Below are 19,864 nucleotides of genomic sequence, written 5' to 3'. Positions count from 1 at the left end.
GAAGGTTCAGGATTTCTTTTTGCCCAGCAGATAGGAAAGGGTCACGAACAGCACCGAGACGCCCAGGATCAGGGTCGACACGGCATTGACGTCGGGTGTCACGCCCATGCGCAACAGGCCGAAGATGAAGATCGGCAAGGTCGTGGTGCCGGCCTGGGAGACCATCATCGAGATCACGAAGTTATCCAGCGAGACGATGAAGGCCAGCATCAGCCCGGAGAAAATCCCCGGCATCAGCAGCGGCAACGTGACCTTGCGAAAGGTCCGCCACGGGCCGGCGTAGAGGTCGGCCGAGGCCTGTTCCAGGGACAGGTCCATGTCGTTCAGGCGGGCGCGGATCGGCAGAAAGGCAAACGGAATACAGAACACCGTGTGCGCGATGATCAGGTTGCCGTAGCCCAGGGACAGGCCGATGGTGGAGAACAGCGCCAGGGTGGCGACGCCGACCACGATTTCCGGCAGTACCAGAGGCAGCATGATTGCGCCCATGGACAATTGCAGCCCTTTGAATTTCGCACCCCGCGAAGTGCCCAGGGCGGCGAGGGTGGCGATGGCCGTGGCGACCATGCTGGCGCAGACGGCGATCAACAGGCTGTTGCCGGCCGCCTGGCGCAGGGCCTGGTTGGCGAAGGCCGCGCGATACCAGTCGAGGCTGAAGCCGGTCCACACCGTGGCCGACTGGTTGGCGTTGAACGAGAACACCACCAGCACCACGATCGGCGCGTAGAGGTACAGGTAGAACAGGAAACTGAATCCGCCGAAGCCGGGAAAGTCCTGCACGCCCAGCGTATTGCGTTTGAACAGGCCGATCATCACGCACCTCCTTTGGCGATGCGCTGGCGTTCGGCACGCAAGGCATAAACCGTCAGTACCAACATCACCGCGGCCATCAGCACCAGCGAAAGCGCCGCGCCGAACGGCCAGTTACGTGCATCGCTAAATTGCCGGAAAATCAGGTTGCCGAGCATCATCCGCGTGCCGCCGCCGAGCAGTTCCGGGGCGATCATCGCGCCCAGGCAAGGCACGAAGGTGAGGATGGCGCCGGCGATGATTCCCGGTTTGGCGATCGGCAACACCACTTTTCGCAAGGTCCGGACGCGTCCTGCATAGAGGTCCTGAGCGGCCTCGAGCAGGCGGGTATCCATCTTCTCCAGCGTGGCGTAGATCGGCAGCACGACGAAGGGCGCATAGGTGTAGACCAGCCCCAGCAGCACCGCGCCGTCGGTGTAGAGCAGTTGCAACGGCTGGTCGATGACCCCGAGGCCCATCAGGCTGTTGTTGATAACACCGGTGTTACGCAGCAGCAGAATCCAGGCGTAGGTGCGGATCAACAGGTTGGCCCAGAACGGTACGGTGATCAGGAAGATCAGCAGGCCACGGCGATGCGCCGGCTGCATGGCCAGCCACACGGCGACCGGAAAGCCGATCAACAGGGTGATGAGCGTGGTCAGCCCGGCGATGCCGATGGAACGCAGGGCGATGATCAGATAGGAGTCGGCAAACGCCAGGCTGTCATCCAGTTGCCGCTCGAACAACAGCGAGGTGTAGGCGTCGCTGCTGAAGACCTTGTTCACCCCGCCATAGGGGTTGGCTTCCATCAGCGAGTAACCGATGACGATCAGGATCGGCACGATCAGAAACAGGCCGATGGCAATCAGCGCGGGGCTGACACCGAGAAAACTCTGGAAGGCCCGCCGACGTTCCAGCGAGTTGGCAATCGGTAATGCGTGCATGGCAATTCCTCGTGCTCAATCGTGCAGGACGCTGGCGCTGCCCTGGTCGAACAACAGACCGGCCTGGCTGCCGACGGCGAAGCGTTTGCTCTGGTCGACGCAGTTGGGGGTGCGCACGGTGAGGCGCGAACCGTCGCTCAGGCTCACTTGATATTGCAGGTCGGTACCGAGGTAGATCTGCGCTTCGATCCGACACGGCAGAGCGTTGTCAGTGGTGGCAGGCACCAGATGCAAACGCTCGGGGCGCACGGACAATGCGACGTTGGCGCCAACTCGCACATCGCTGCAGGGCTGCGCGGGCAGCGGATGACCGGCCGGGCCGGCGAACCAGGCCAGGCCGTCTTCGACGCGGGTGACCGTGCCTTCGATGAAGTTGGTTTCACCGATGAAGTCGGCGACAAAGCGATTGCGTGGGCGTTCGTAGATGTCTTCCGGACGACCGACTTGCTGCACTTCGCCTTCGGACAACACGGCGATGCGGTCGGACATGGTCAGCGCTTCCTCCTGGTCGTGGGTGACAAAGATGAAGGTGATGCCGGTGCGCGCCTGAATGGTTTTCAGCTCTTCGCGCATGGCCTGGCGCAGCTTGAGGTCGAGGGCCGAGAGCGGTTCGTCGAGCAGCAAGACTTTGGGATGCGGCGCCAAGGCGCGAGCGAGGGCGACGCGCTGCTGCTGACCGCCGGACAGTTGCGCCGGCTTGCGGTTGGCAAAGCGCTCCATCTGCACCAGGGCGAGCATTTCGCGCACCCGTTCGGCCATCTGCGTTTTGTTCAGGATCTTGCCCATCGGGTGGGATTCAAGACCGAAGGCCAGGTTCTCGGCGATGGTCATGTGTGGGAACAGCGCGTAATGCTGGAACACCGTGTTGACCGGGCGCTGGAACGGCGGGCGGTCGGCGATGTTTTCGCCGTAGAGCAGAATCTCGCCTTCAGTAGGGAATTCGAACCCGGCGATCATCCGCAGGAGCGTGGTTTTGCCGCAGCCCGAAGGGCCGAGAAGGGTGAAGAACTCGTTGTCGCGAATGTCCAGGTCGATGCTTTTCAGCGCCACCGGGCCAGTCTTTGGATCGCCGTAGACTTTACGCACTGAGCGGATGGACACCGCCAGCGTTTGCAGCGAATGCAGGGCATTCATGCGTTACCTCCGATTCCCCCATCGTCCGCGAGTGCTGCAAACAGCCGGGCCGTCGGACCATGGATATTATTTTTCTGGGCAGGATCGAGATTGCGTTCGAGTGTTGTAACCAGCTGTTTTTTTGTTTTGCTGTAGCTGGATTATCAGCGAGGGGTTGCGGGGGCGAAACTTCAATTTTAACATAGGGGCTGTTAAAAAATTTAACAGCAAAAGGCGCCCGGAAACCATGCCTGACCACCGTTTGCCGCCGCTCAACGCGGTGCGTGCCTTTGATGCCGCGGCCCGCCTGGGAAGCTATGTCGAAGCCTCGAAAGCCCTGCACGTGACCCAGCCGGCCATCGGCCGCCATGTGAAGTTGCTGGAAGACTGGCTGGGCATCCAACTGTTCGAGCGTACCTCTCGCGGGGTCAACCTGACGGCGGCGGGGCAGAAGTATCACCGCAAGATCGCCGCCGCCCTGCAGCTGATCATCGAAGCCGGCAAGGAGGCGCAGCCCAAACACGCCGAGCGCTGGCTGCGTATCATGGTGGTGCCGGGGTTCGCCAAGCGCTGGCTGATGCCGCGCATCGAGGCCATGCGTCACCTGCGCCCGGGTTTGAAGTTCGCCATCGAACCCAATTCGACCTTCACCGAAGTGGATGGCAAAAGCGCTGACCTGGGCATCGTCTACGGGGTGGACGGCCAATATGCCCACTCCCGCACCAGCCTGATTTGTCCTCGGGTGTTTCCGATCTGTTCCCCCGAATATCTGGCCAGCGTCGAGCCCATCGGCAGCCCCGCGGACCTGGTGAAACACAACCTGATCCACGTCGATGACGGCGAGTGGTGGAACCTGTGGTTCGCCGCCAACGACCTCGACATCCACCTCAATTCGGACATGCTCTACGTCAACAACGACCACGCGCTGTCGGTGGCCGAGAGCGGACAGGGCATTGCGTTGGCCAACGAAGTGCTGGTGCGCGAGGAACTCAATACCGGCAAGCTGGTGAGGGTGGTGGACGCGCAAGTGAAGCTGGAAAGCTATCGGGTACTCACGCCGTCCGCCGAGCTCTCGGCGGACGTGGTGTGGTTTATCGACTGGCTCAAGACCGAGCTGGAGCAGGACTTTCCGGAAGCGGTGATTCGCGCCTGAGCAGGGCTGCCGGATTCAACTCAAGCGGAAGCGCCCGGTGTTGTCGCTTAACGCTTTGCTGCCCTGACTCAGGGTGTCCGCTGCCTGGTTCACCGCGCGGGCACCTTCGAGCAAACGCAGCGCTGCCTGATCGACCTGCTGGATATTACCGCTGACCTCGTCGGCGGTACTGGCCTGCTCTTCCACCGCCGTGGCGATGTGCGCCAGGGTATCGGTGACACTCTGCACCGCACTGGCGATTTCCCCGAGCCGTTCGCCAAGGCCGGTGACCGCTTGTGCATCACTCTCTGCCTGAGTGCACGCGGCCTCCATCAGGTTGACGGCCTCATTCACGGTGTGACGCAGGCTGTCGACCGTGCCGGCAATCTGTGCGGTCGACGATTGAGTGCGCTGCGACAGGCTGCGTACCTCATCGGCCACTACCGCAAAGCCACGCCCTTGTTCGCCCGCCCGCGCCGCCTCGATGGCGGCGTTGAGTGCCAGCAGGTTGGTCTGCTCGGCGACGCCGCGAATGGTGTCGACCACCAGTTGAATCTGCTGTCCTTGCTCGCTGACCCGGCCCAGTGCCGCCGCGGTTTCGTTCAGGCGTTGATTGAGCTGCTGGATGCTCGCGGTGGTGCGCTGGCTGTCGCGGCTGCTGTCGGCGGCAATGCGCCGGGTGTGCTGGGCGCTGCCGGACGCCTGTTCGCAACTGTGGGCGACCCCTTGTGAGGTGGCGGCCAGTTGCGTCGCCGCGGCGGCAATCTGGCTGATCTGCAACTGCTGGGCTTCGACTTCGCCCAAGGCATCACTGGAGTGGTGGTTGAGGGTTTGCACTGCGTGGCTCAGTTGCAGGGTTTCGTGATCCACACCTTGCAGGCTGGTGCGCAGTTGCACCACGGCGACGTTCAGCGCGGTGCTGATGACCGCCAGTTCGTCTCGTCCCTGAACCGGTACTTGCAGGCTCAGATTGCCATCGCGCAGGGCCTCGGCCAGCACCGTGATGCCGCTGGCGCTGCGGCGGATCGAAGCCTGCAAGCAGATGAACAAATACAGCGCAGCCAACAGCAGGCAGCCGAACACGGCGGCCACCACAATGAACTGGCGGATCGCCGAGCCGTGGTAGTAATTCAGGCGTTGATCCAGCGACACCAGCGACTGCTGGCGCAACGAGGCGAGGTCAGAGAGCAGGGCGTCTAGACTGCGTTCGAAGTCCTCTGGCTTGAGGTTGATGCTGCCGCCGAACACGCCGTCATCCAGCACCTTCAGGCCCGCATCGAGGCGCTTGAGGCTGTCATGGTATTGCCCGGCCCAAGTTTGCAGGGCGCTGGGCAAGCGCGCTTCGAGCAGACCCGCCGTTTTAACAAGCTGCTCTCGTGCATCGCCGATGCGGCTGCGCAGGTCGCGCAGTTGCAGGCGGCTTTGCAGGGTGAACTGCCCGGACACGACCGACGCCTGGCCCACCGCCGCCAGGCGACCGATCCGTTCGATCAGGTCGGGTGCGTGTTGGGTGGAGATCTGCGTCAACAGATAAGTCTCCAGCCACGGTGCCAGAGTCAGGCGATTGTCCATGGCGATCTGCTCGCGCAAGGCCTGCAGGGCGCTCAGGGCGTTGGTGAAGCGATCGTAGCCATCCGGCCACCAGCCGACGCTGCTCAGGCTTTTTGAGTCGAGGCCATCAAGGGCGGTTTGCAGGGCCTGATAACGGCTCAATGTTTCGCTCTCGGCCGCTTCTTTTTGCAGGGCATTGCCCAGTTCGGCAGTGGCCTGGCTGACGGCGGGTTGGACCGCATCGAAGGCGGCCATCGCAGCGAGGGTGGCCGGTGTCGGCTGGCGATTGGTTTCCGTGGCGCGCCAGCGGGCGGCGCGATCACGCTGAGCGGCGAGCAGGTCATCCAGTGCATCAAGGGCCAGCAATTGCCGCACCCCGGCACGTTCGCCGGAGATCAGGCTGAGTTTGTCGCGATAGTCCTGGCCGATCATCCACAGGCTGCCGGCCAGCGGCAGGATAAACAGCAGAAACAACAGCTGGAATTTGCGCGCAAAGCCAAAACGCCCCAGCAACCCGATCCCCGGTGATAAAAAAGCCTGCATGCCCCAAGACTCCTCTGGACACCACGCACCATTGGCGTGCGTCGGAGGTTGTTGCACCGCCGACTCGTGCCCTCTAAAAAGGCCTCGAAAGTTCACCCTTGTCCGCTCTGTAGGCTGACTCTGTGGTGAAACTTCCCATTGTCGGTCTCCTTTGTAAGGAAGCCGCGTTCAAGCCGACAAAGAAGGCAAGATTCAGACCATGGCGTTGCGCCATCAACGTTGTGGCGATGAAAATCGAGGTCGTTAGCAGGCTAAGGGGATGGCGTTGCCGCACTGAAAAATGGCACATTGGCGCACCTACCCGTTTGTACCTCCTGTTGTCTGGAAATTCCCATGGCTATCAGCAACGCCCAGACCGGCTCAGTGCCGGCGTCCGCTACGCCCCAAAGCAGTCCCCTGGTGATGCGCATCATCGGTGCGGTGGCGCTGGCGCATTTGATCAACGACCTGATCCAGTCGGTGCTGCCGTCGATCTACCCGATGCTCAAGACCAGCTATGGCCTGACCTTCACCCAGGTCGGCCTGATCACCCTGACGTTCCAGTTGACGGCCTCGCTGTTGCAGCCGTGGGTGGGTTACTACACCGATCGCCACCCCAAACCGTGGCTGCTGCCGGCAGGTACGGTCTGCACCCTGGTCGGCATTCTGATGATGTCGGTGGTCGGCAGCTTCCCGCTGATTTTGCTGGCGGCGGGCTTGATCGGCATCGGTTCTTCGACCTTCCACCCCGAAGCGTCCCGCGTGGCGCGGCTGGCTTCGGGCGGGCGCTTCGGGCTGGCGCAATCGACCTTCCAGGTCGGCGGTAACGCAGGCTCGGCGTTCGGCCCCTTGCTGGCGGCGGCAATCATCATTCCCTACGGTCAAGGGCATGTGGCCTGGTTCGGCCTGTTCGCAGTGTTTGCGTTGTTCGTGCTGTACCGGATCAGCCGCTGGTACGCCAACCACTTGAACCTGTTCAAGCTCAAGCAAGGTCAGGCAGCGACTCACGGCTTGTCCAAGGGCCGAGTGACCAGCGCGCTGGTGGTGCTCGGGTTGCTGGTGTTCTCCAAGTATTTCTACATGGCCAGCCTCACCAGCTACTTCACCTTTTACCTGATCGAGAAATTCGACCTGTCGGTCGCCAGTTCGCAGTTGCACCTGTTCCTGTTCCTCGGTGCGGTAGCGGCGGGGACATTCTTTGGCGGGCCGATTGGCGACAGGATCGGGCGTAAGGCCGTGATCTGGTTCTCGATCCTCGGCGTTGCACCGTTCACCTTGTTGCTGCCCCATGTCGACCTGTTCTGGACCAGTATCCTGAGCGTCGTCATCGGCTTCATCCTCGCCTCGGCGTTCTCGGCCATCGTGGTGTACGCCCAGGAACTCGTGCCGGGCAATGTCGGGATGATCGCCGGGGTGTTCTTCGGATTGATGTTCGGTTTCGGCGGGATTGGCGCGGCGTTGCTCGGCCATCTGGCGGATATTCACGGCATCGAATACGTGTACTACCTGTGTTCGTTCCTGCCGTTGTTCGGGGTGTTGGCGATCTTCCTGCCTCGGACCAAAAAGGCCTGACCCAACACCAATCCCTGTGGGAGCGAGCCTGCTCGCGAAGAGGGAGTGTCAGTCGACATGCATGTGGCTGATACACCGCCTTCGCGAGCAGGCTCGCTCCCACAATGGGGCGGTGGTGTGGCGGATGATTGTGTCGGGCACAAAAAAGCCGCGTATCAAACGCGGCTTTTTCTTGGGCGTGTGGCTTACACGTTGAAGCGGAAGTGCATCACGTCGCCGTCCTTGACGATGTAATCCTTGCCTTCCAGACGCCATTTACCGGCTTCCTTGGTCCCGGCTTCGCCCTTGTACTGGATGAAGTCGTTGTAGGCGATCACTTCGGCGCGGATGAAGCCTTTCTCGAAGTCGGTGTGGATCACGCCAGCAGCTTGTGGTGCGGTGGCACCGACGCGTACGGTCCAGGCGCGGACTTCTTCGACACCGGCAGTGAAGTAGGTCTGCAGGTGCAGCATTTCGTAGCCGGCGCGGATCACGCGGTTCAGGCCAGGCTCTTCGAGGCCCAGGGCTTCGAGGAACATGTCTTTTTCTTCGCCGTCGTCGAGTTCGGCGATTTCCGCTTCGATCTTGTTGCACACCGGCACAACCATGGCGCCTTCTTCTTCGGCGATGGCCTTGACCACGTCCAGGTGCGGGTTGTTTTCGAAACCGTCTTCAGCGACGTTGGCGATGTACATGACCGGCTTGGTGGTCAGCAGATGAAAGCCCTTGATCACCGCTTTTTCGTCGGTGCTCATGGTCTTCATCAAGCTGCGTGCAGGCTTGCCGAGGGTGAAGTGAGCAATCAGTTGCTCCAGCAGGCCTTTCTGAACCACTGCGTCCTTGTCACCGCCCTTGGCGTTGCGCGCGACTTTCTGCAGTTGCTTTTCGCAGCTGTCGAGGTCGGCGAAGATCAGTTCCAGGTCGATGATTTCGATGTCGCGTTTCGGATCGACGCTGTTGGAGACGTGAATCACGTTCTCGTCTTCGAAGCAGCGGACCACGTGGGCGATGGCATCGGTTTCACGGATGTTGGCCAAAAACTTGTTGCCCAGGCCTTCACCTTTCGACGCGCCGGCAACCAGGCCCGCGATGTCGACGAATTCCATGGTGGTCGGCAGGATGCGCTTTGGATTGACGATGGCCGCCAGGGCTTCCAGACGCGGATCCGGCATCGGCACGATACCGCTGTTCGGTTCGATGGTGCAGAAGGGGAAGTTCTCGGCCGCGATCCCGGATTTGGTCAGGGCGTTGAACAGGGTGGACTTGCCGACGTTAGGCAGACCGACGATGCCGCAATTGAATCCCATGGTGTTTTCCCCGAGGAGTGAGTCAGGCCTTCTGGCTGTGCAGGTTTTTCATCGCGCGGTTCCATTCCCCGGCGAGGATATCCGGCAGCACGCCGAGGGCAAAGTCGATGCTGGCATCGAGTTTTTCCTGTTCGGCGCGTGGCGCACGACCCAGGACGAAATTTGAAACCATACTGGCAACGCCCGGGTGGCCAATGCCAAGCCGCAAGCGGTGAAAGGTATTCTGATTGCCCAGTTGCGCAATGATGTCGCGCAACCCGTTGTGACCGCCGTGGCCGCCGCCTACTTTGAGCTTGGCAACGCCCGGAGGCAGGTCGAGTTCGTCGTGCGCCACGAGGATTTCTTCGGGCTTGATGCGGAAGAAACCGGCGAGTGCCGCCACGGCTTGGCCGCTGCGGTTCATGTACGTGGTGGGAATCAACAGACGAACATCCTGACCCTGGTGCGAATAGCGCCCGGTCAGGCCGAAATATTTGCGGTCCGCCACAAGGTTCACGCCTTGTGCGTTCGCGATGCGCTCAACAAAAAGGGCCCCTGCGTTATGCCGGGTCTGTTCGTATTCAGCGCCTGGATTTCCCAGGCCAACGATCAGTTTGATGGCAGTCACGATAGGGGCCCTTCATTGGAGTGGTGGATAACATCGCCGCAATCAGGGAAAGCGGCGAAAGTGGACGAAAATTGCTCATTTACCATGATGTAAACTCCGCGTTCTCGCCCGCTTTCTCGCTATGCTCTAGTCCGCGATGTTTCCGGTCACTCCGGCGTACAGAGTAAAATTACTCTGCAGCGCCTTCTGCAGCTTCTGGAGCAACACGTGGAGCGTGGACATTGGCAACAGCCTTGTCATCGCCGTGTGCCAGGGCCACGAACTCAACGCCTTTAGGCGCCTTGAGGTCCGACAGGTGAATGATCGAACCGATTTCAGCGTTAGCCAGGTCGACTTCGATGAACTCAGGCAGATCTTTCGGCAGGCAGGAAACTTCGATCTCGGCAACAACGTGCGAGATTTCGCCGCCTTTCTTGGTCGGTGCTTCTTCGTTGATGAAGTGCACTGGAACGATCGCGGTCAGTTTCTGACCAGCGACTACGCGTACGAAGTCAGCGTGCATCACGTGGCCTTTGGCCGGGTGACGCTGCAGGGCTTTGATCACGACGTTCTGCTTGGTGCCACCAACGTTCAGCTCGATGATGTGGCTGTAAGCCGCTTCGTTTTCGAGCAGTTTGGCAACTTCTTTGGCCAGCATGCTGATGGATTCAGGGGCTTTGTCGCCACCGTAAACTACAGCTGGAACCAGGCTTGCGAGACGACGCAGGCGGCGGCTCGCACCTTTCCCCAGGTCGGAACGCACTTCAGCATTCAGAGTAAAATCGTTCATGTTGTATCTCCAAAATAACCACACTCGCCCCAGCGTTTGCGACCAGCGCTAAAGGCGATATGGGCAAAAAAGCCCCGCCCCGACAGGAATGCCGGGGCGGGGCGCTTTTCGTCAACGAGACATTTCGAGAAGGGCAGGGCCCTTAGCGGAACATCGCGCTGATCGATTCTTCATTGCTGATGCGGCGGACCGCCTCGGCAACTACCGGTGCGATATCCAGTTGGCGGATACGCGCACAGGCTTGTGCTGCAGCGGATAGCGGAATGGTGTTGGTCACCACCAGCTCGTCCAGCACGGAATTTTCAATGTTTTCGATCGCCCGACCCGACAGCACAGGGTGCGTGCAGTAGGCGAAAACCTTGGCAGCGCCATGCTCTTTCAGGGCCTTGGCCGCGTGGCACAGGGTGCCGGCGGTATCGACCATGTCATCGACCAGAATACAGGTACGCCCTTCGACATCACCGATGATATGCATCACTTCAGAGTGATTGGCTTTCTCACGGCGTTTGTCGATGATCCCGAGATCCACGCCCAGGGATTTGGCAACGGCACGTGCACGCACGACGCCACCAATGTCCGGGGACACGATCATCAGGTTTTCGAAGCGCTGATCTTCGATGTCATCCACCAGAACCGGGGAGCCGTAGATGTTATCTACCGGAATATCGAAGAAACCCTGGATTTGGTCAGCATGCAGATCAACCGTGAGAACACGGTCGATGCCGACTACGGTAAGCATGTCAGCCACGACTTTCGCGCTGATAGCCACACGTGCGGAACGCGGACGGCGATCCTGACGGGCATAACCAAAGTAAGGAATAACAGCAGTGATACGAGTAGCCGAGGAGCGGCGGAAGGCATCAGCCATCACTACCAGTTCCATCAGGTTATCGTTGGTCGGAGCGCAAGTCGGCTGAATAATGAAGACGTCTTTACCGCGGACGTTTTCATTGATCTCGGCTGTAATTTCGCCGTCGGAGAATTTACCGACAGAGATGTCACCGAGAGGGATATGCAGCTGACGTACGACACGCCGAGCCAGATCGGGGTTAGCGTTCCCCGTAAAGACCATCATCTTGGACACGCGCAGTACCTGAAGGCTGAGGGTAACCTGGATGAGTATAGGAAAATGGCAGGGGCGGCTGGATTCGAACCAACGCATGGCAGGATCAAAACCTGCTGCCTTACCGCTTGGCGACGCCCCTGTATCTGTTGCAACGATTACCCAGTAATCGGTTCCTTTAGAGCAGACTTTGAAGCTTGCGATGCAACATCGAAACGTTGCTTCCTTTTGCTACAAAACCTGTAAGGGTCTCTGTCAGAAGGGCCGAGACTTTATCAGCTTCAGCTTTGCTTGGGAAGCCCCCAAACACACAACTTCCAGTTCCGGTGAGTTTTGCTTCGGTAAATTTACCTAGCAAATTCAAAGCGTTACGTACCTCTGGATAACGCCTTGTTACCACCGGCAAGCAGTCATTTCGACTGTTTCCCTTGGGAACGGGGCGCACTTTAATGGGAGGAGTGTTACGTGTCAACAACGGATCTGAAAAAATTTCTGCCGTACTTACAGAGACTTGCGGTACCAGCACCAGATACCACGGTTCTTCCGGGTCGACAGGGGTCAGTTTCTCCCCCACGCCCTCGGCGAAAGCCGCATGACCACGAACGAAAACCGGGACGTCGGCGCCCAGCGTCAATCCCAGGCCAGCCAGGCGATCTTCATCCCAGCCCAATTGCCACAGGTGATTGAGGCCGAGCAACGTCGTGGCGGCATTCGAACTGCCGCCGCCAATGCCGCCGCCCATGGGCAGGATCTTTTCAATCCAGATATCGACGCCCAGCGAACAACCGGATTGCTCCTGAAGTTTTTTCGCGGCCTTGACGATCAGGTTGCTGTCGTGGGGCACGCCGGCGAATTCGGTGTGCAGTTGAATGACACCGTCATCGCGCAGGGCGTAGGTGATTTCATCGCCGTAATCGAGAAACTGAAACATCGTTTGCAGTTCGTGGTAGCCGTCTTCGCGGCGACCCAGGATGTGCAGCATCAAATTGAGTTTGGCCGGGGACGGCAAAGTCAGGCGATTGGCTGGCATGTCATGACCCCAGTTTGCGTGGTTGCCAGGCCTTGATCACCAGTGTGACGTCAAGGTCGGTGCCATGCAGCTTGATGCGCTCGGGCAGCCAGTAACCGTTTTGCTGGGTGTAGTCGGTGTACTCGACCTGCCAGCCATCCTGCTCGAGGTTGGCCAGGCGACTGTCGGCATCCAGGGTCAGGCGACTTTTGCTGTCCGGAGACGGGAGTCCGCGCACCCACCAGGCCAGATTGGACACCGGCAGTTTCCAGCCCAGCTGTTCTTCAAGCAGCACCTCCGGATTCGGCGCGTCGTAGCGTCCCTGGTTGGCGACTTCCAGCGACACCTTGCCCGGACGTCCGGTCAGGCGAGCCGCACCACGGCCCAGTGGTCCCGACAGGCGAATGTCGTAGTAATCCTGGCGCTGTAGCCAGAACAGCGTGCCGCTGCCCGAGTCTTTCGGCGCACGGATGCCGATCTTGCCGTCAATCTGCCAGCCGTCGAGGCCGGTCAGTTGCTGTTTGTGCTCGCGCCATTGGGCGGCGTTGCCATGACCCTCGACCGATTCGCGGGGACCAAGGCCTGCGCAACCGGCGAGCAGGGCGATAAAACTGAAAACGATGAAATGGCGCAAAAACATAATCTTAAAGAGTCTCTGATCCGGTCAGGCGTTTGATGGTGCCACGCAGGGTCGGGCTGTCAGGCTGTTCCTTGAGGAATTTGCCCCAGACTTGTCTGGCTTCGCGCTGTTTGCCGTTGGCCCACAGGACTTCGCCCAGGTGCGCGGCGACTTCCTGGTCGGGGAAGCGTTCCAGGGCCTGGCGCAGCAGGCGCTCGGCTTCGTCTAGATTGCCCAGGCGGTAATTCACCCAGCCAAGGCTGTCGAGTACCGCCGGGTCTTCCGGACTGATCTGGTGCGCCTGTTCGATCAGGGCCTTGGCTTCGGCGTAGCGTGTGGTGCGGTCGGACAAGGTGTAGCCGAGGGCGTTCAACGCCATGGCATTGTCCGGGTCGCGCTTGATGATCGTGCGCAGGTCTTTTTCCATCTGCGCCAGGTCATTGCGTTTTTCCGCCTGCATGGCACGGGTGTAGAGCAGGTTCAAATCGTCCGGGTATTGCTGCAAGGCTTGATGCAGAACGCTCCAGGCCTTGTCGCCCTGATTGTTGGCGGACAGGGTTTCGGCTTCGATGAGGTACAGCTGGATCGCGTAATCCGGCTGCTCGTCGCGCTCTGCCGCCAGCTTTCTTTGCGCTTCGGCGGTCCTGCCGTTGTCTATCAGGATGTCGGCCTGACGCAATTGCGCCGGCAGGAAATCGTTGCCCGGGCCAACCTTGGCGTACTCGATCAATGCGCCTTGCGGGTCGTTTTGTTCTTCGGCGATGCGGCCGAGGTTCAGGTGCGCCGAGTCGACGTGGCTGTCCCGGGCGATCAGGTCTTCAAGATAACCCTTGGCCTCGTTCCAGGCCTTGGCTTCCAGGCAGACCAGTGCCAGGGAGTATCGCAGTTCGTCGTCTTCCGGGTATTGCTGAACCAGGCTCGAGAACTCGGCCTTGGCGTCGTCCATGCGGTCCTGTTCAACCAGCATCCGCGCATAAGTCAGGCGCAGGCGCTTGTCGTCCGGGTATTTCTTGATGCTTTTCTGCAGCAACGGCAAGGCCTCGTCACCGCGATCGAGGGTTTGCAGCAGGCGTGCGCGCAGCAGGATCGGGGCAATTTCGCCGTCGTCCGGCGGATTGTCTTCCAGCAGTTTCAGTGCGCCTTTGGTGTCGCCATCCTGTTGCATCAGCAGCGCCTTGCCGAAAATCAGCTGGCTGTTGTTCGGATGGCGCTGCAGCAAGCGGTCGAAGCTTTTCATCAGGCCGTTGCGTGTGTCCTGGTCGGTGTCGGCTGCCGACAGCGCGAGGAAGTCGAAATGAGTGTCGCCCTTGCCTTGCAGGACTTTCTCCATATAGACCATGGAGTCGTCATAACGCCCGGCGCGGGCCAGTTGCACGGCGGCGGCGCGTTGCGCTTCGAGGTCGTCGGGGGCGTTTTTCGCCCAGATCAGCGCGGTGTCCAGGGCCGCCTGGTCGGCGCCCAGGTATTCGGCGATACGGAATGCCCGCTCCGAGATGCCCGGATCCTGGGTGTTGATGGCCTGGGTCACATAGTTGTCCAGGGCAATGTCGAAACGATTGCGCTGGCCAGCCAGTTCGGCACTCAACAGGCTGAAGACGGTTTCCTCGCTGAAGGAGCTGTAGACCTTCGGCTTTTCAGGGGCCGGGGTGCTGTCTTCAACCGGCGGCGTACCGTCCGACGAAACGGGTGCCAAGGCCTGGCAGCCGCTGAGGAAGACAAAAGCGAGGAGCAACGCGGAAGATCTATTCATATAGGAAGAGGACGACTAACCTGCGGTCGGATCATCATGACACAAGCTTTAGGCCAAACATAACCGGCCCGCCAATTTCCGCTTTACACCGCCCTCTGTAGGAGCTGGCTTGCCAGCGATGGCCGTTAACGATGGCGTATTTTTACCGGAAAGACGTGGCGTCTGACAGTCCATCGCTGGCAAGCCAGCTCCCACAAGGGGCGGTGTGTGCGCCTGTAAACGAGAACTGCTCGCAGTACGGGCAGGTGCCTACCGGTGCGATAGATATCGAGTGGTTGTTCTGATTCCGTCGAAGTAGGACAATTGCCGGCTTCACGTCACCATCAGCGACTTTGAATGGCCTTCCTTGCACTCGGTATTAACCACAAGACTGCTTCAGTAGACGTCCGCGAGCGCGTGGCTTTTACCCCTGAGCAGCTGGTTGAGGCCTTGCAGCAGCTCTGCCGACTCACCGACAGCCGCGAAGCTGCGATCCTCTCCACCTGCAATCGCAGTGAACTCTATATAGAACAGGATCACCTGTCGGCGGATGTCGTGCTGCGCTGGCTGGCCGAATACCATCATTTGAGCTACGACGAGCTGCGCGAAAGCGCCTATGTGCATGAAGATGATGCGGCAGTTCGTCACATGATGCGGGTGGCTTCCGGGCTCGACTCGCTGGTGTTGGGCGAGCCGCAGATTCTCGGCCAGATGAAGTCGGCCTATGCCGTGGCTCGCGAGGCGGGCACCATCGGGCCGTTGCTCGGTCGGCTGTTCCAGGCCACGTTCAACGCGGCCAAGCAGGTGCGCACCGACACGGCCATCGGCGAGAACCCGGTGTCGGTGGCATTTGCCGCGGTGAGCCTGGCCAAGCAGATTTTCAGCGACCTGCAGCGCAGCCAGGCCTTGTTGATCGGTGCCGGCGAGACCATCACCCTGGTCGCCCGCCACCTGCATGACCTGGGGGTAAAGCGCATCGTGGTCGCCAACCGTACTCTGGAGCGCGCGAGCATCCTGGCCGAACAGTTCGGCGCCCATGCGGTGTTGCTATCGGATATTCCGGCAGAGCTGGTGCGCAGCGATATCGTCATCAGTTCCACCGCCAGCCAGTTGCCGATCCTGGGCAAGGGCGCAGTGGAAAGTGCCTTGAAACTGCGCAAGCACAAACCCATTTTCATGGTGGATATCGCCGTTCCCCGCGACATCGAACCAGAAGTCGGCGAGTTGGACGACGTTTACCTCTATAGCGTCGACGATCTTCACGAAGTGGTCGCCGAGAACCTCAAGAGCCGCCAGGGCGCTGCCCAGGCCGCCGAAGAGATGGTCTCGGTCGGCGCCGAAGACTTCATGGTCCGCCTGCGTGAATTGGCGGCGGTAGATGTGCTCAAGGCCTATCGTCAACAGAGCGAACGCCTGCGCGACGAAGAATTGCAAAAGGCCCAGCGCATGCTGGCCAATGGCAGCAGCGCCGAAGAGGTGCTGGTGCAACTGGCTCGCGGGCTGACCAACAAACTCTTGCACGCACCGAGCGTGCAGTTGAAAAAGCTCTCTGCCGAAGGTCGCCTGGATGCGCTGGCGATGGCCCAGGAACTCTTTGCCCTCGGTGAGGGCTCATCGGATAGCTTTTCGGATAAAAAACCGCAATGAAAGCGTCACTGCTCAATAAGCTGGATATTCTCCAGGACCGTTTCGAGGAATTGACCGCCCTGCTGGGCGACGGCGAGGTCATTTCCGATCAGAACAAGTTCCGTACCTATTCCAAGGAGTACGCGGAAGTTGAACCGATCGTGGGCACCTATAAAGAACTGCTGAAAGTGCAGGATGACCTCGAGGGCGCCCAGGCTCTGCTGAAGGACAGCGACCCGGACATGCGTGAAATGGCCGTGGAAGAAGTCCGCGAGGCCAAGGAACGCCTGGTCACGCTCGAAGCCGACCTGCAGCGCATGCTGCTGCCCAAGGACCCGAACGACGGGCGCAATGTGTTCCTCGAAATCCGTGCCGGCACCGGCGGCGACGAGGCGGCGATTTTCTCCGGCGACCTGTTCCGCATGTATTCGCGTTACGCCGAGCGTCGTGGCTGGCGGGTGGAGATCCTCTCGGAAAACGAGGGTGAACACGGCGGCTATAAAGAGGTGATTGCCCGGGTCGAGGGCGACAACGTCTATGGCAAGCTCAAGTTCGAATCCGGCGCACACCGTGTGCAGCGGGTTCCGGCGACCGAGTCCCAGGGGCGCATCCATACGTCGGCCTGCACGGTGGCGGTATTGCCCGAGCCGGACGAACAGGAAGCCATCGAGATCAACCCGGCCGACCTGCGCATCGATACCTATCGCTCCTCCGGCGCCGGTGGTCAGCACGTCAACAAGACCGACTCGGCGATCCGCATCACTCACTTGCCGTCCGGCATCGTGGTCGAGTGCCAGGAAGAACGATCGCAGCACAAGAACCGCGCCCGGGCGATGTCCTGGTTGTCGGCCAAGCTGAACGATCAGCAGACCTCCGCCGCGGCCAACGCCATCGCCAGCGAACGCAAGCTGCTGGTGGGGTCCGGTGATCGCTCCGAGCGCATCCGCACCTACAATTTTGCCCAGGGCCGGGTCACCGACCACCGGGTCAACCTGACCTTGTATTCCCTCGACGAGATCCTCGCCGGTGGCGTCGAGGCGGTGATCGAGCCGTTGCTGGCCGAGTACCAGGCCGATCAATTGGCGGCGATAGGTGAGTAAATGACGATCATCGCCAGTTTGTTGCGTGCCGCCGATCTGCCCGACTCGCCGACGGCGCGTCTGGATGCCGAATTGCTGCTGGCGGCGGCGTTGGGCAAGTCCCGCAGTTTCCTGCACACCTGGCCGGAACGCATCGTGCCGAGCGAAGCGGCGCTGACGTTCGCCGAATTTTTGCAGCGCCGCCGCAGCGGCGAGCCGGTGGCCTACATCCTCGGCCAGCAAGGTTTCTGGAAGCTGGACCTGGAAGTGGCACCGCACACGCTGATCCCACGTCCGGACACCGAACTGCTGGTGGAGGCTGCGCTGGAATTGTTGCCGGCCACACCGGCCAAGGTGCTCGACCTCGGTACCGGCAGCGGCGCGATTGCCCTGGCGCTGGCCAGCGAGCGTCCGGCCTGGAGCGTCACGGCCGTGGATCGCGTGCTGGAAGCCGTCGCCCTGGCCGAACGCAATCGCCAGCGTCTGCACCTGAACAACGCCAAGGTGCTGAGCAGCCATTGGTTCAGCGCCCTGGAAGGTCAGCGTTTTCAGCTGATCATCAGCAATCCGCCCTACATTGCAGCGGCCGATCCGCATCTGGTCGAGGGTGATGTGCGCTTTGAACCGGCCAGTGCCCTGGTGGCCGGTGTCGACGGGCTCGACGATCTGCGTCTGATCGTCGCCCAGGCGCCGGATCATCTCGACGCTGGCGGCTGGCTGATGCTCGAACACGGTTATGATCAGGCCGAGGCGGTCCGCGACCTGCTGCTGACTCGCGGTTTTGAAGAAGTCCACAGCCGCACCGATCTGGGCGGTCACCAACGCATCAGTCTGGGGCGCCTGCCGTGCTGAATGATCAGGAGTTGCTGCGTTACAGTCGGCAGATTCTGCTGCAACACATCGATATCGACGGCCAGTTGCGGCTCAAGGACAGCCGCGTATTGATCGTCGGACTCGGCGGCCTTGGCGCACCAGTGGCGCTGTATCTGGCGGCCGCCGGCATTGGCGAAATGCACCTGGCGGACTTCGACACGGTCGACCTGACCAACCTGCAACGCCAGATCATTCACGATACCGACAGCGTCGGTATGACCAAGGTCGATTCGGCGCTCAAGCGCCTGACGGCGATCAATCCCGAGATCCGCTTGATAGCCCATCGCGCGGCGCTGGACGAAGATTCCCTGGCCGCCGTGGTGGCCGGGGTGGATCTGGTCCTCGATTGCTCGGACAATTTCTCCACCCGTGAAGCGGTCAATGCGGCGTGCGTGGCAGCCGGCAAACCGCTGGTCAGCGGTGCGGCGATTCGCCTCGAAGGCCAACTGTCGGTGTTCGATCCGCGTCGGCCAGAGAGTCCGTGCTACCACTGTTTGTACGGGCACGGCAGCGAAGCCGAACTGACTTGCAGCGAGGCCGGCGTGGTCGGTCCGCTGGTGGGACTAGTCGGCAGCCTGCAAGCGCTTGAAGCGCTGAAGTTGCTGGCCGGATTCGGTGAGCCACTGGTGGGGCGCCTGTTGCTGATCGATGCCTTGGGCACGCGCTTTCGCGAATTGCGGGTCAAGCGTGATCCGGGCTGTAGCGTCTGTGGGTCGAAACATGCGTGAAGCGCCGATTGGCGTGTTCGACTCCGGTGTCGGTGGGCTCTCGGTGCTGGCCGAGATCCAGCGCTTGCTGCCCAACGAGACGCTGATGTACGTCGCCGATTGCGGCAATGTTCCCTATGGCGAGAAAACCCCGGCATTTATCCAGCAGCGTTGCAGCGTGATGGCCGACTTCTTTCAGCAGCAGGGTGCCAAGGCCCTGGTGCTGGCCTGCAACACGGCAACGGTGGCCGGCGTCGCCGACTTGCGTCGCGACTATCCCGAATGGCCCATCGTCGGCATGGAGCCGGCCGTCAAGCCGGCCGCCGCCGCCACCCGCTCCGGCGTGGTCGGGGTGCTGGCCACCACCGGCACCTTGCAGAGCGCCAAGTTCGCCGCGTTGCTCGACCGCTTCGCCACGGACGTGAAAGTGATCACCCAGCCCTGTCCCGGGCTGGTGGAGCTGATTGAAAACGGCGATCTGCATAGCGCCGAGCTGCGTCAGCTGTTGGCCGGGTATGTCGAGCCACTGCTGGCGGCTGGCGCGGACACCCTGATTCTCGGCTGCACCCATTACCCTTTTCTCAAGCCGATGCTCCGGCAGATGATCCCTGCGGACACCAGCCTCATCGATACCGGTGCCGCCGTCGCGCGGCAACTCCAGCGGCTTTTGGCCGAACGCGAACTGCTCGCCGCCGGGCCTGCCCGTGAGGCGCAGTTCTGGACCAGCGCCGATCCGCTTCATTTCAGAAATATCTTGCCGATACTGTGGAATCCCTCTGGCGTTGTGCGAAGCTTCAACCGGTAGAAGGCTTTCTGGGGGAGTACGAAAAATCGGGGTGAACTTCTGATAAATCGCTGACTTCTATAGTTTTGC

General features: G+C 60.8%; 18 protein-coding genes and 1 tRNA gene. 7 read left to right on the top strand and 12 right to left on the bottom strand.

Annotated features, from left to right (window positions below; translation table 11 throughout):
- Nucleotides 1–6: 6 nt before the first annotated feature.
- From CD175_RS14580 to CD175_RS14570, 3 genes are read right to left on the bottom strand one after another with little or no spacing between them, the layout of a single operon-like run.
- Entirely contained in the window at nucleotides 7–813 is an 807-nt protein-coding gene (locus CD175_RS14580) for an ABC transporter permease (RefSeq protein ID WP_007981818.1), read from the bottom strand.
- On the bottom strand, nucleotides 813–1,733 hold the full coding sequence (locus tag CD175_RS14575; RefSeq protein WP_104449408.1) for an ABC transporter permease: 921 nt from the start codon (nucleotides 1,731–1,733) through the stop codon (nucleotides 813–815). The genes CD175_RS14580 and CD175_RS14575 overlap by 1 nt, the downstream gene beginning before the upstream one ends.
- A gap of 15 nt (nucleotides 1,734–1,748) precedes the next feature.
- Entirely contained in the window at nucleotides 1,749–2,867 is a 1,119-nt protein-coding gene (locus CD175_RS14570) for an ABC transporter ATP-binding protein (RefSeq protein ID WP_104449407.1), read from the bottom strand.
- A gap of 226 nt (nucleotides 2,868–3,093) precedes the next feature.
- Here CD175_RS14570 and CD175_RS14565 point away from each other — a divergent pair, with 226 nt between their 5' ends.
- The gene (locus tag CD175_RS14565; protein ID WP_104449406.1) at nucleotides 3,094–3,999 is read left to right on the top strand and encodes a LysR substrate-binding domain-containing protein; all 906 of its coding nucleotides are present in this window, start codon (nucleotides 3,094–3,096) and stop codon (nucleotides 3,997–3,999) included.
- A 15-nt stretch (nucleotides 4,000–4,014) separates the two neighbouring features.
- On the opposite strand, the gene CD175_RS14560 is transcribed toward CD175_RS14565, so the two are convergent.
- On the bottom strand, nucleotides 4,015–6,072 hold the full coding sequence (locus CD175_RS14560) for a methyl-accepting chemotaxis protein (RefSeq protein WP_104449405.1): 2,058 nt from the start codon (nucleotides 6,070–6,072) through the stop codon (nucleotides 4,015–4,017).
- Nucleotides 6,073–6,405: 333 nt separating this feature from the next.
- Between CD175_RS14560 and CD175_RS14555 the strand changes: the two genes are divergently transcribed.
- Nucleotides 6,406–7,623, top strand: coding sequence for an MFS transporter (locus tag CD175_RS14555; protein ID WP_104449404.1), 1,218 nt, complete (start codon nucleotides 6,406–6,408; stop codon nucleotides 7,621–7,623).
- A 185-nt stretch (nucleotides 7,624–7,808) separates the two neighbouring features.
- On the opposite strand, the gene ychF is transcribed toward CD175_RS14555, so the two are convergent.
- The 8 genes from ychF to CD175_RS14515 all read right to left on the bottom strand — a co-directional run bounded on the left by ychF (nucleotide 7,809) and on the right by CD175_RS14515 (nucleotide 14,726).
- Nucleotides 7,809–8,909 (bottom strand): redox-regulated ATPase YchF, encoded by a 1,101-nt coding sequence (gene ychF, locus CD175_RS14550; RefSeq protein ID WP_015096822.1) that lies wholly within the window; start codon nucleotides 8,907–8,909, stop codon nucleotides 7,809–7,811.
- Between the two features lie 22 nt (nucleotides 8,910–8,931).
- A complete protein-coding gene (gene pth, locus CD175_RS14545) occupies nucleotides 8,932–9,516 on the bottom strand; it encodes an aminoacyl-tRNA hydrolase (RefSeq protein WP_007973893.1) in 585 nt (194 codons plus the stop codon).
- Nucleotides 9,517–9,685: 169 nt separating this feature from the next.
- Complete coding sequence (locus tag CD175_RS14540) at nucleotides 9,686–10,285, bottom strand: 50S ribosomal protein L25/general stress protein Ctc (RefSeq protein WP_007973891.1); 600 nt, start codon at nucleotides 10,283–10,285, stop codon at nucleotides 9,686–9,688.
- Between the two features lie 142 nt (nucleotides 10,286–10,427).
- Nucleotides 10,428–11,369 (bottom strand): ribose-phosphate pyrophosphokinase, encoded by a 942-nt coding sequence (locus tag CD175_RS14535; RefSeq protein ID WP_003171603.1) that lies wholly within the window; start codon nucleotides 11,367–11,369, stop codon nucleotides 10,428–10,430.
- Between the two features lie 46 nt (nucleotides 11,370–11,415).
- Nucleotides 11,416–11,490 (bottom strand) — tRNA-Gln (locus CD175_RS14530).
- 36 nt (nucleotides 11,491–11,526) lie between these two features.
- Nucleotides 11,527–12,378 (bottom strand): 4-(cytidine 5'-diphospho)-2-C-methyl-D-erythritol kinase, encoded by an 852-nt coding sequence (gene ispE, locus CD175_RS14525; RefSeq protein ID WP_102673422.1) that lies wholly within the window; start codon nucleotides 12,376–12,378, stop codon nucleotides 11,527–11,529.
- A 1-nt stretch (nucleotide 12,379) separates the two neighbouring features.
- The gene (gene lolB / locus CD175_RS14520; protein WP_104449403.1) at nucleotides 12,380–12,997 is read right to left on the bottom strand and encodes a lipoprotein insertase outer membrane protein LolB; all 618 of its coding nucleotides are present in this window, start codon (nucleotides 12,995–12,997) and stop codon (nucleotides 12,380–12,382) included.
- Nucleotides 12,998–13,001: 4 nt separating this feature from the next.
- On the bottom strand, nucleotides 13,002–14,726 hold the full coding sequence (locus CD175_RS14515) for a tetratricopeptide repeat protein (RefSeq protein WP_104449402.1): 1,725 nt from the start codon (nucleotides 14,724–14,726) through the stop codon (nucleotides 13,002–13,004).
- A gap of 336 nt (nucleotides 14,727–15,062) precedes the next feature.
- Between CD175_RS14515 and hemA the strand changes: the two genes are divergently transcribed.
- Genes hemA through murI form a run of 5 tightly spaced genes read left to right on the top strand, consistent with a single transcriptional unit; the run spans nucleotide 15,063 to nucleotide 19,795 of the window.
- Nucleotides 15,063–16,352, top strand: coding sequence for a glutamyl-tRNA reductase (hemA, locus tag CD175_RS14510; protein ID WP_007973881.1), 1,290 nt, complete (start codon nucleotides 15,063–15,065; stop codon nucleotides 16,350–16,352).
- A complete protein-coding gene (gene prfA, locus CD175_RS14505) occupies nucleotides 16,349–17,431 on the top strand; it encodes a peptide chain release factor 1 (protein WP_007973879.1) in 1,083 nt (360 codons plus the stop codon). Before hemA ends, prfA begins: the two co-directional genes overlap by 4 nt.
- Nucleotides 17,432–18,262 (top strand): peptide chain release factor N(5)-glutamine methyltransferase, encoded by an 831-nt coding sequence (prmC, locus tag CD175_RS14500; RefSeq protein WP_104449401.1) that lies wholly within the window; start codon nucleotides 17,432–17,434, stop codon nucleotides 18,260–18,262.
- Nucleotides 18,256–19,011, top strand: coding sequence for a molybdopterin-synthase adenylyltransferase MoeB (locus CD175_RS14495; protein ID WP_007973877.1), 756 nt, complete (start codon nucleotides 18,256–18,258; stop codon nucleotides 19,009–19,011). Before prmC ends, CD175_RS14495 begins: the two co-directional genes overlap by 7 nt.
- On the top strand, nucleotides 19,004–19,795 hold the full coding sequence (gene murI / locus CD175_RS14490; protein WP_104449400.1) for a glutamate racemase: 792 nt from the start codon (nucleotides 19,004–19,006) through the stop codon (nucleotides 19,793–19,795). Before CD175_RS14495 ends, murI begins: the two co-directional genes overlap by 8 nt.
- Nucleotides 19,796–19,864 lie beyond the last annotated feature (69 nt).

Source organism: Pseudomonas laurylsulfatiphila, assembly GCF_002934665.1.
Lineage (GTDB): Bacteria > Pseudomonadota > Gammaproteobacteria > Pseudomonadales > Pseudomonadaceae > Aquipseudomonas > Aquipseudomonas laurylsulfatiphila.
Note: the sequence above shows the minus strand (reverse complement) of the source record. Positions and strands in the feature narration are given on the sequence as shown.

Excerpts from the sequence above, each read along its gene's own strand:
- lolB (WP_104449403.1), bottom strand. The coding sequence starts at position 12,997 with ATGTTTTTGCGCCATTTCATCGTTTTCAGTTTTATCGCCCTGCTCGCC.
- CD175_RS14540 (WP_007973891.1), bottom strand. The coding sequence starts at position 10,285 with ATGAACGATTTTACTCTGAATGCTGAAGTGCGTTCCGACCTGGGGAAA.
- ychF (WP_015096822.1), bottom strand. The coding sequence starts at position 8,909 with ATGGGATTCAATTGCGGCATCGTCGGTCTGCCTAACGTCGGCAAGTCC.
- murI (WP_104449400.1), top strand. The coding sequence starts at position 19,004 with ATGCGTGAAGCGCCGATTGGCGTGTTCGACTCCGGTGTCGGTGGGCTC.
- CD175_RS14565 (WP_104449406.1), top strand. The coding sequence starts at position 3,094 with ATGCCTGACCACCGTTTGCCGCCGCTCAACGCGGTGCGTGCCTTTGAT.
- prmC (WP_104449401.1), top strand. The coding sequence starts at position 17,432 with ATGACGATCATCGCCAGTTTGTTGCGTGCCGCCGATCTGCCCGACTCG.
- CD175_RS14575 (WP_104449408.1), bottom strand. The coding sequence starts at position 1,733 with ATGCACGCATTACCGATTGCCAACTCGCTGGAACGTCGGCGGGCCTTC.
- CD175_RS14570 (WP_104449407.1), bottom strand. The coding sequence starts at position 2,867 with ATGAATGCCCTGCATTCGCTGCAAACGCTGGCGGTGTCCATCCGCTCA.
- hemA (WP_007973881.1), top strand. The coding sequence starts at position 15,063 with ATGGCCTTCCTTGCACTCGGTATTAACCACAAGACTGCTTCAGTAGAC.
- CD175_RS14515 (WP_104449402.1), bottom strand. The coding sequence starts at position 14,726 with ATGAATAGATCTTCCGCGTTGCTCCTCGCTTTTGTCTTCCTCAGCGGC.
- ispE (WP_102673422.1), bottom strand. The coding sequence starts at position 12,378 with ATGCCAGCCAATCGCCTGACTTTGCCGTCCCCGGCCAAACTCAATTTG.
- prfA (WP_007973879.1), top strand. The coding sequence starts at position 16,349 with ATGAAAGCGTCACTGCTCAATAAGCTGGATATTCTCCAGGACCGTTTC.
- CD175_RS14555 (WP_104449404.1), top strand. The coding sequence starts at position 6,406 with ATGGCTATCAGCAACGCCCAGACCGGCTCAGTGCCGGCGTCCGCTACG.
- CD175_RS14580 (WP_007981818.1), bottom strand. The coding sequence starts at position 813 with ATGATCGGCCTGTTCAAACGCAATACGCTGGGCGTGCAGGACTTTCCC.
- CD175_RS14560 (WP_104449405.1), bottom strand. The coding sequence starts at position 6,072 with ATGCAGGCTTTTTTATCACCGGGGATCGGGTTGCTGGGGCGTTTTGGC.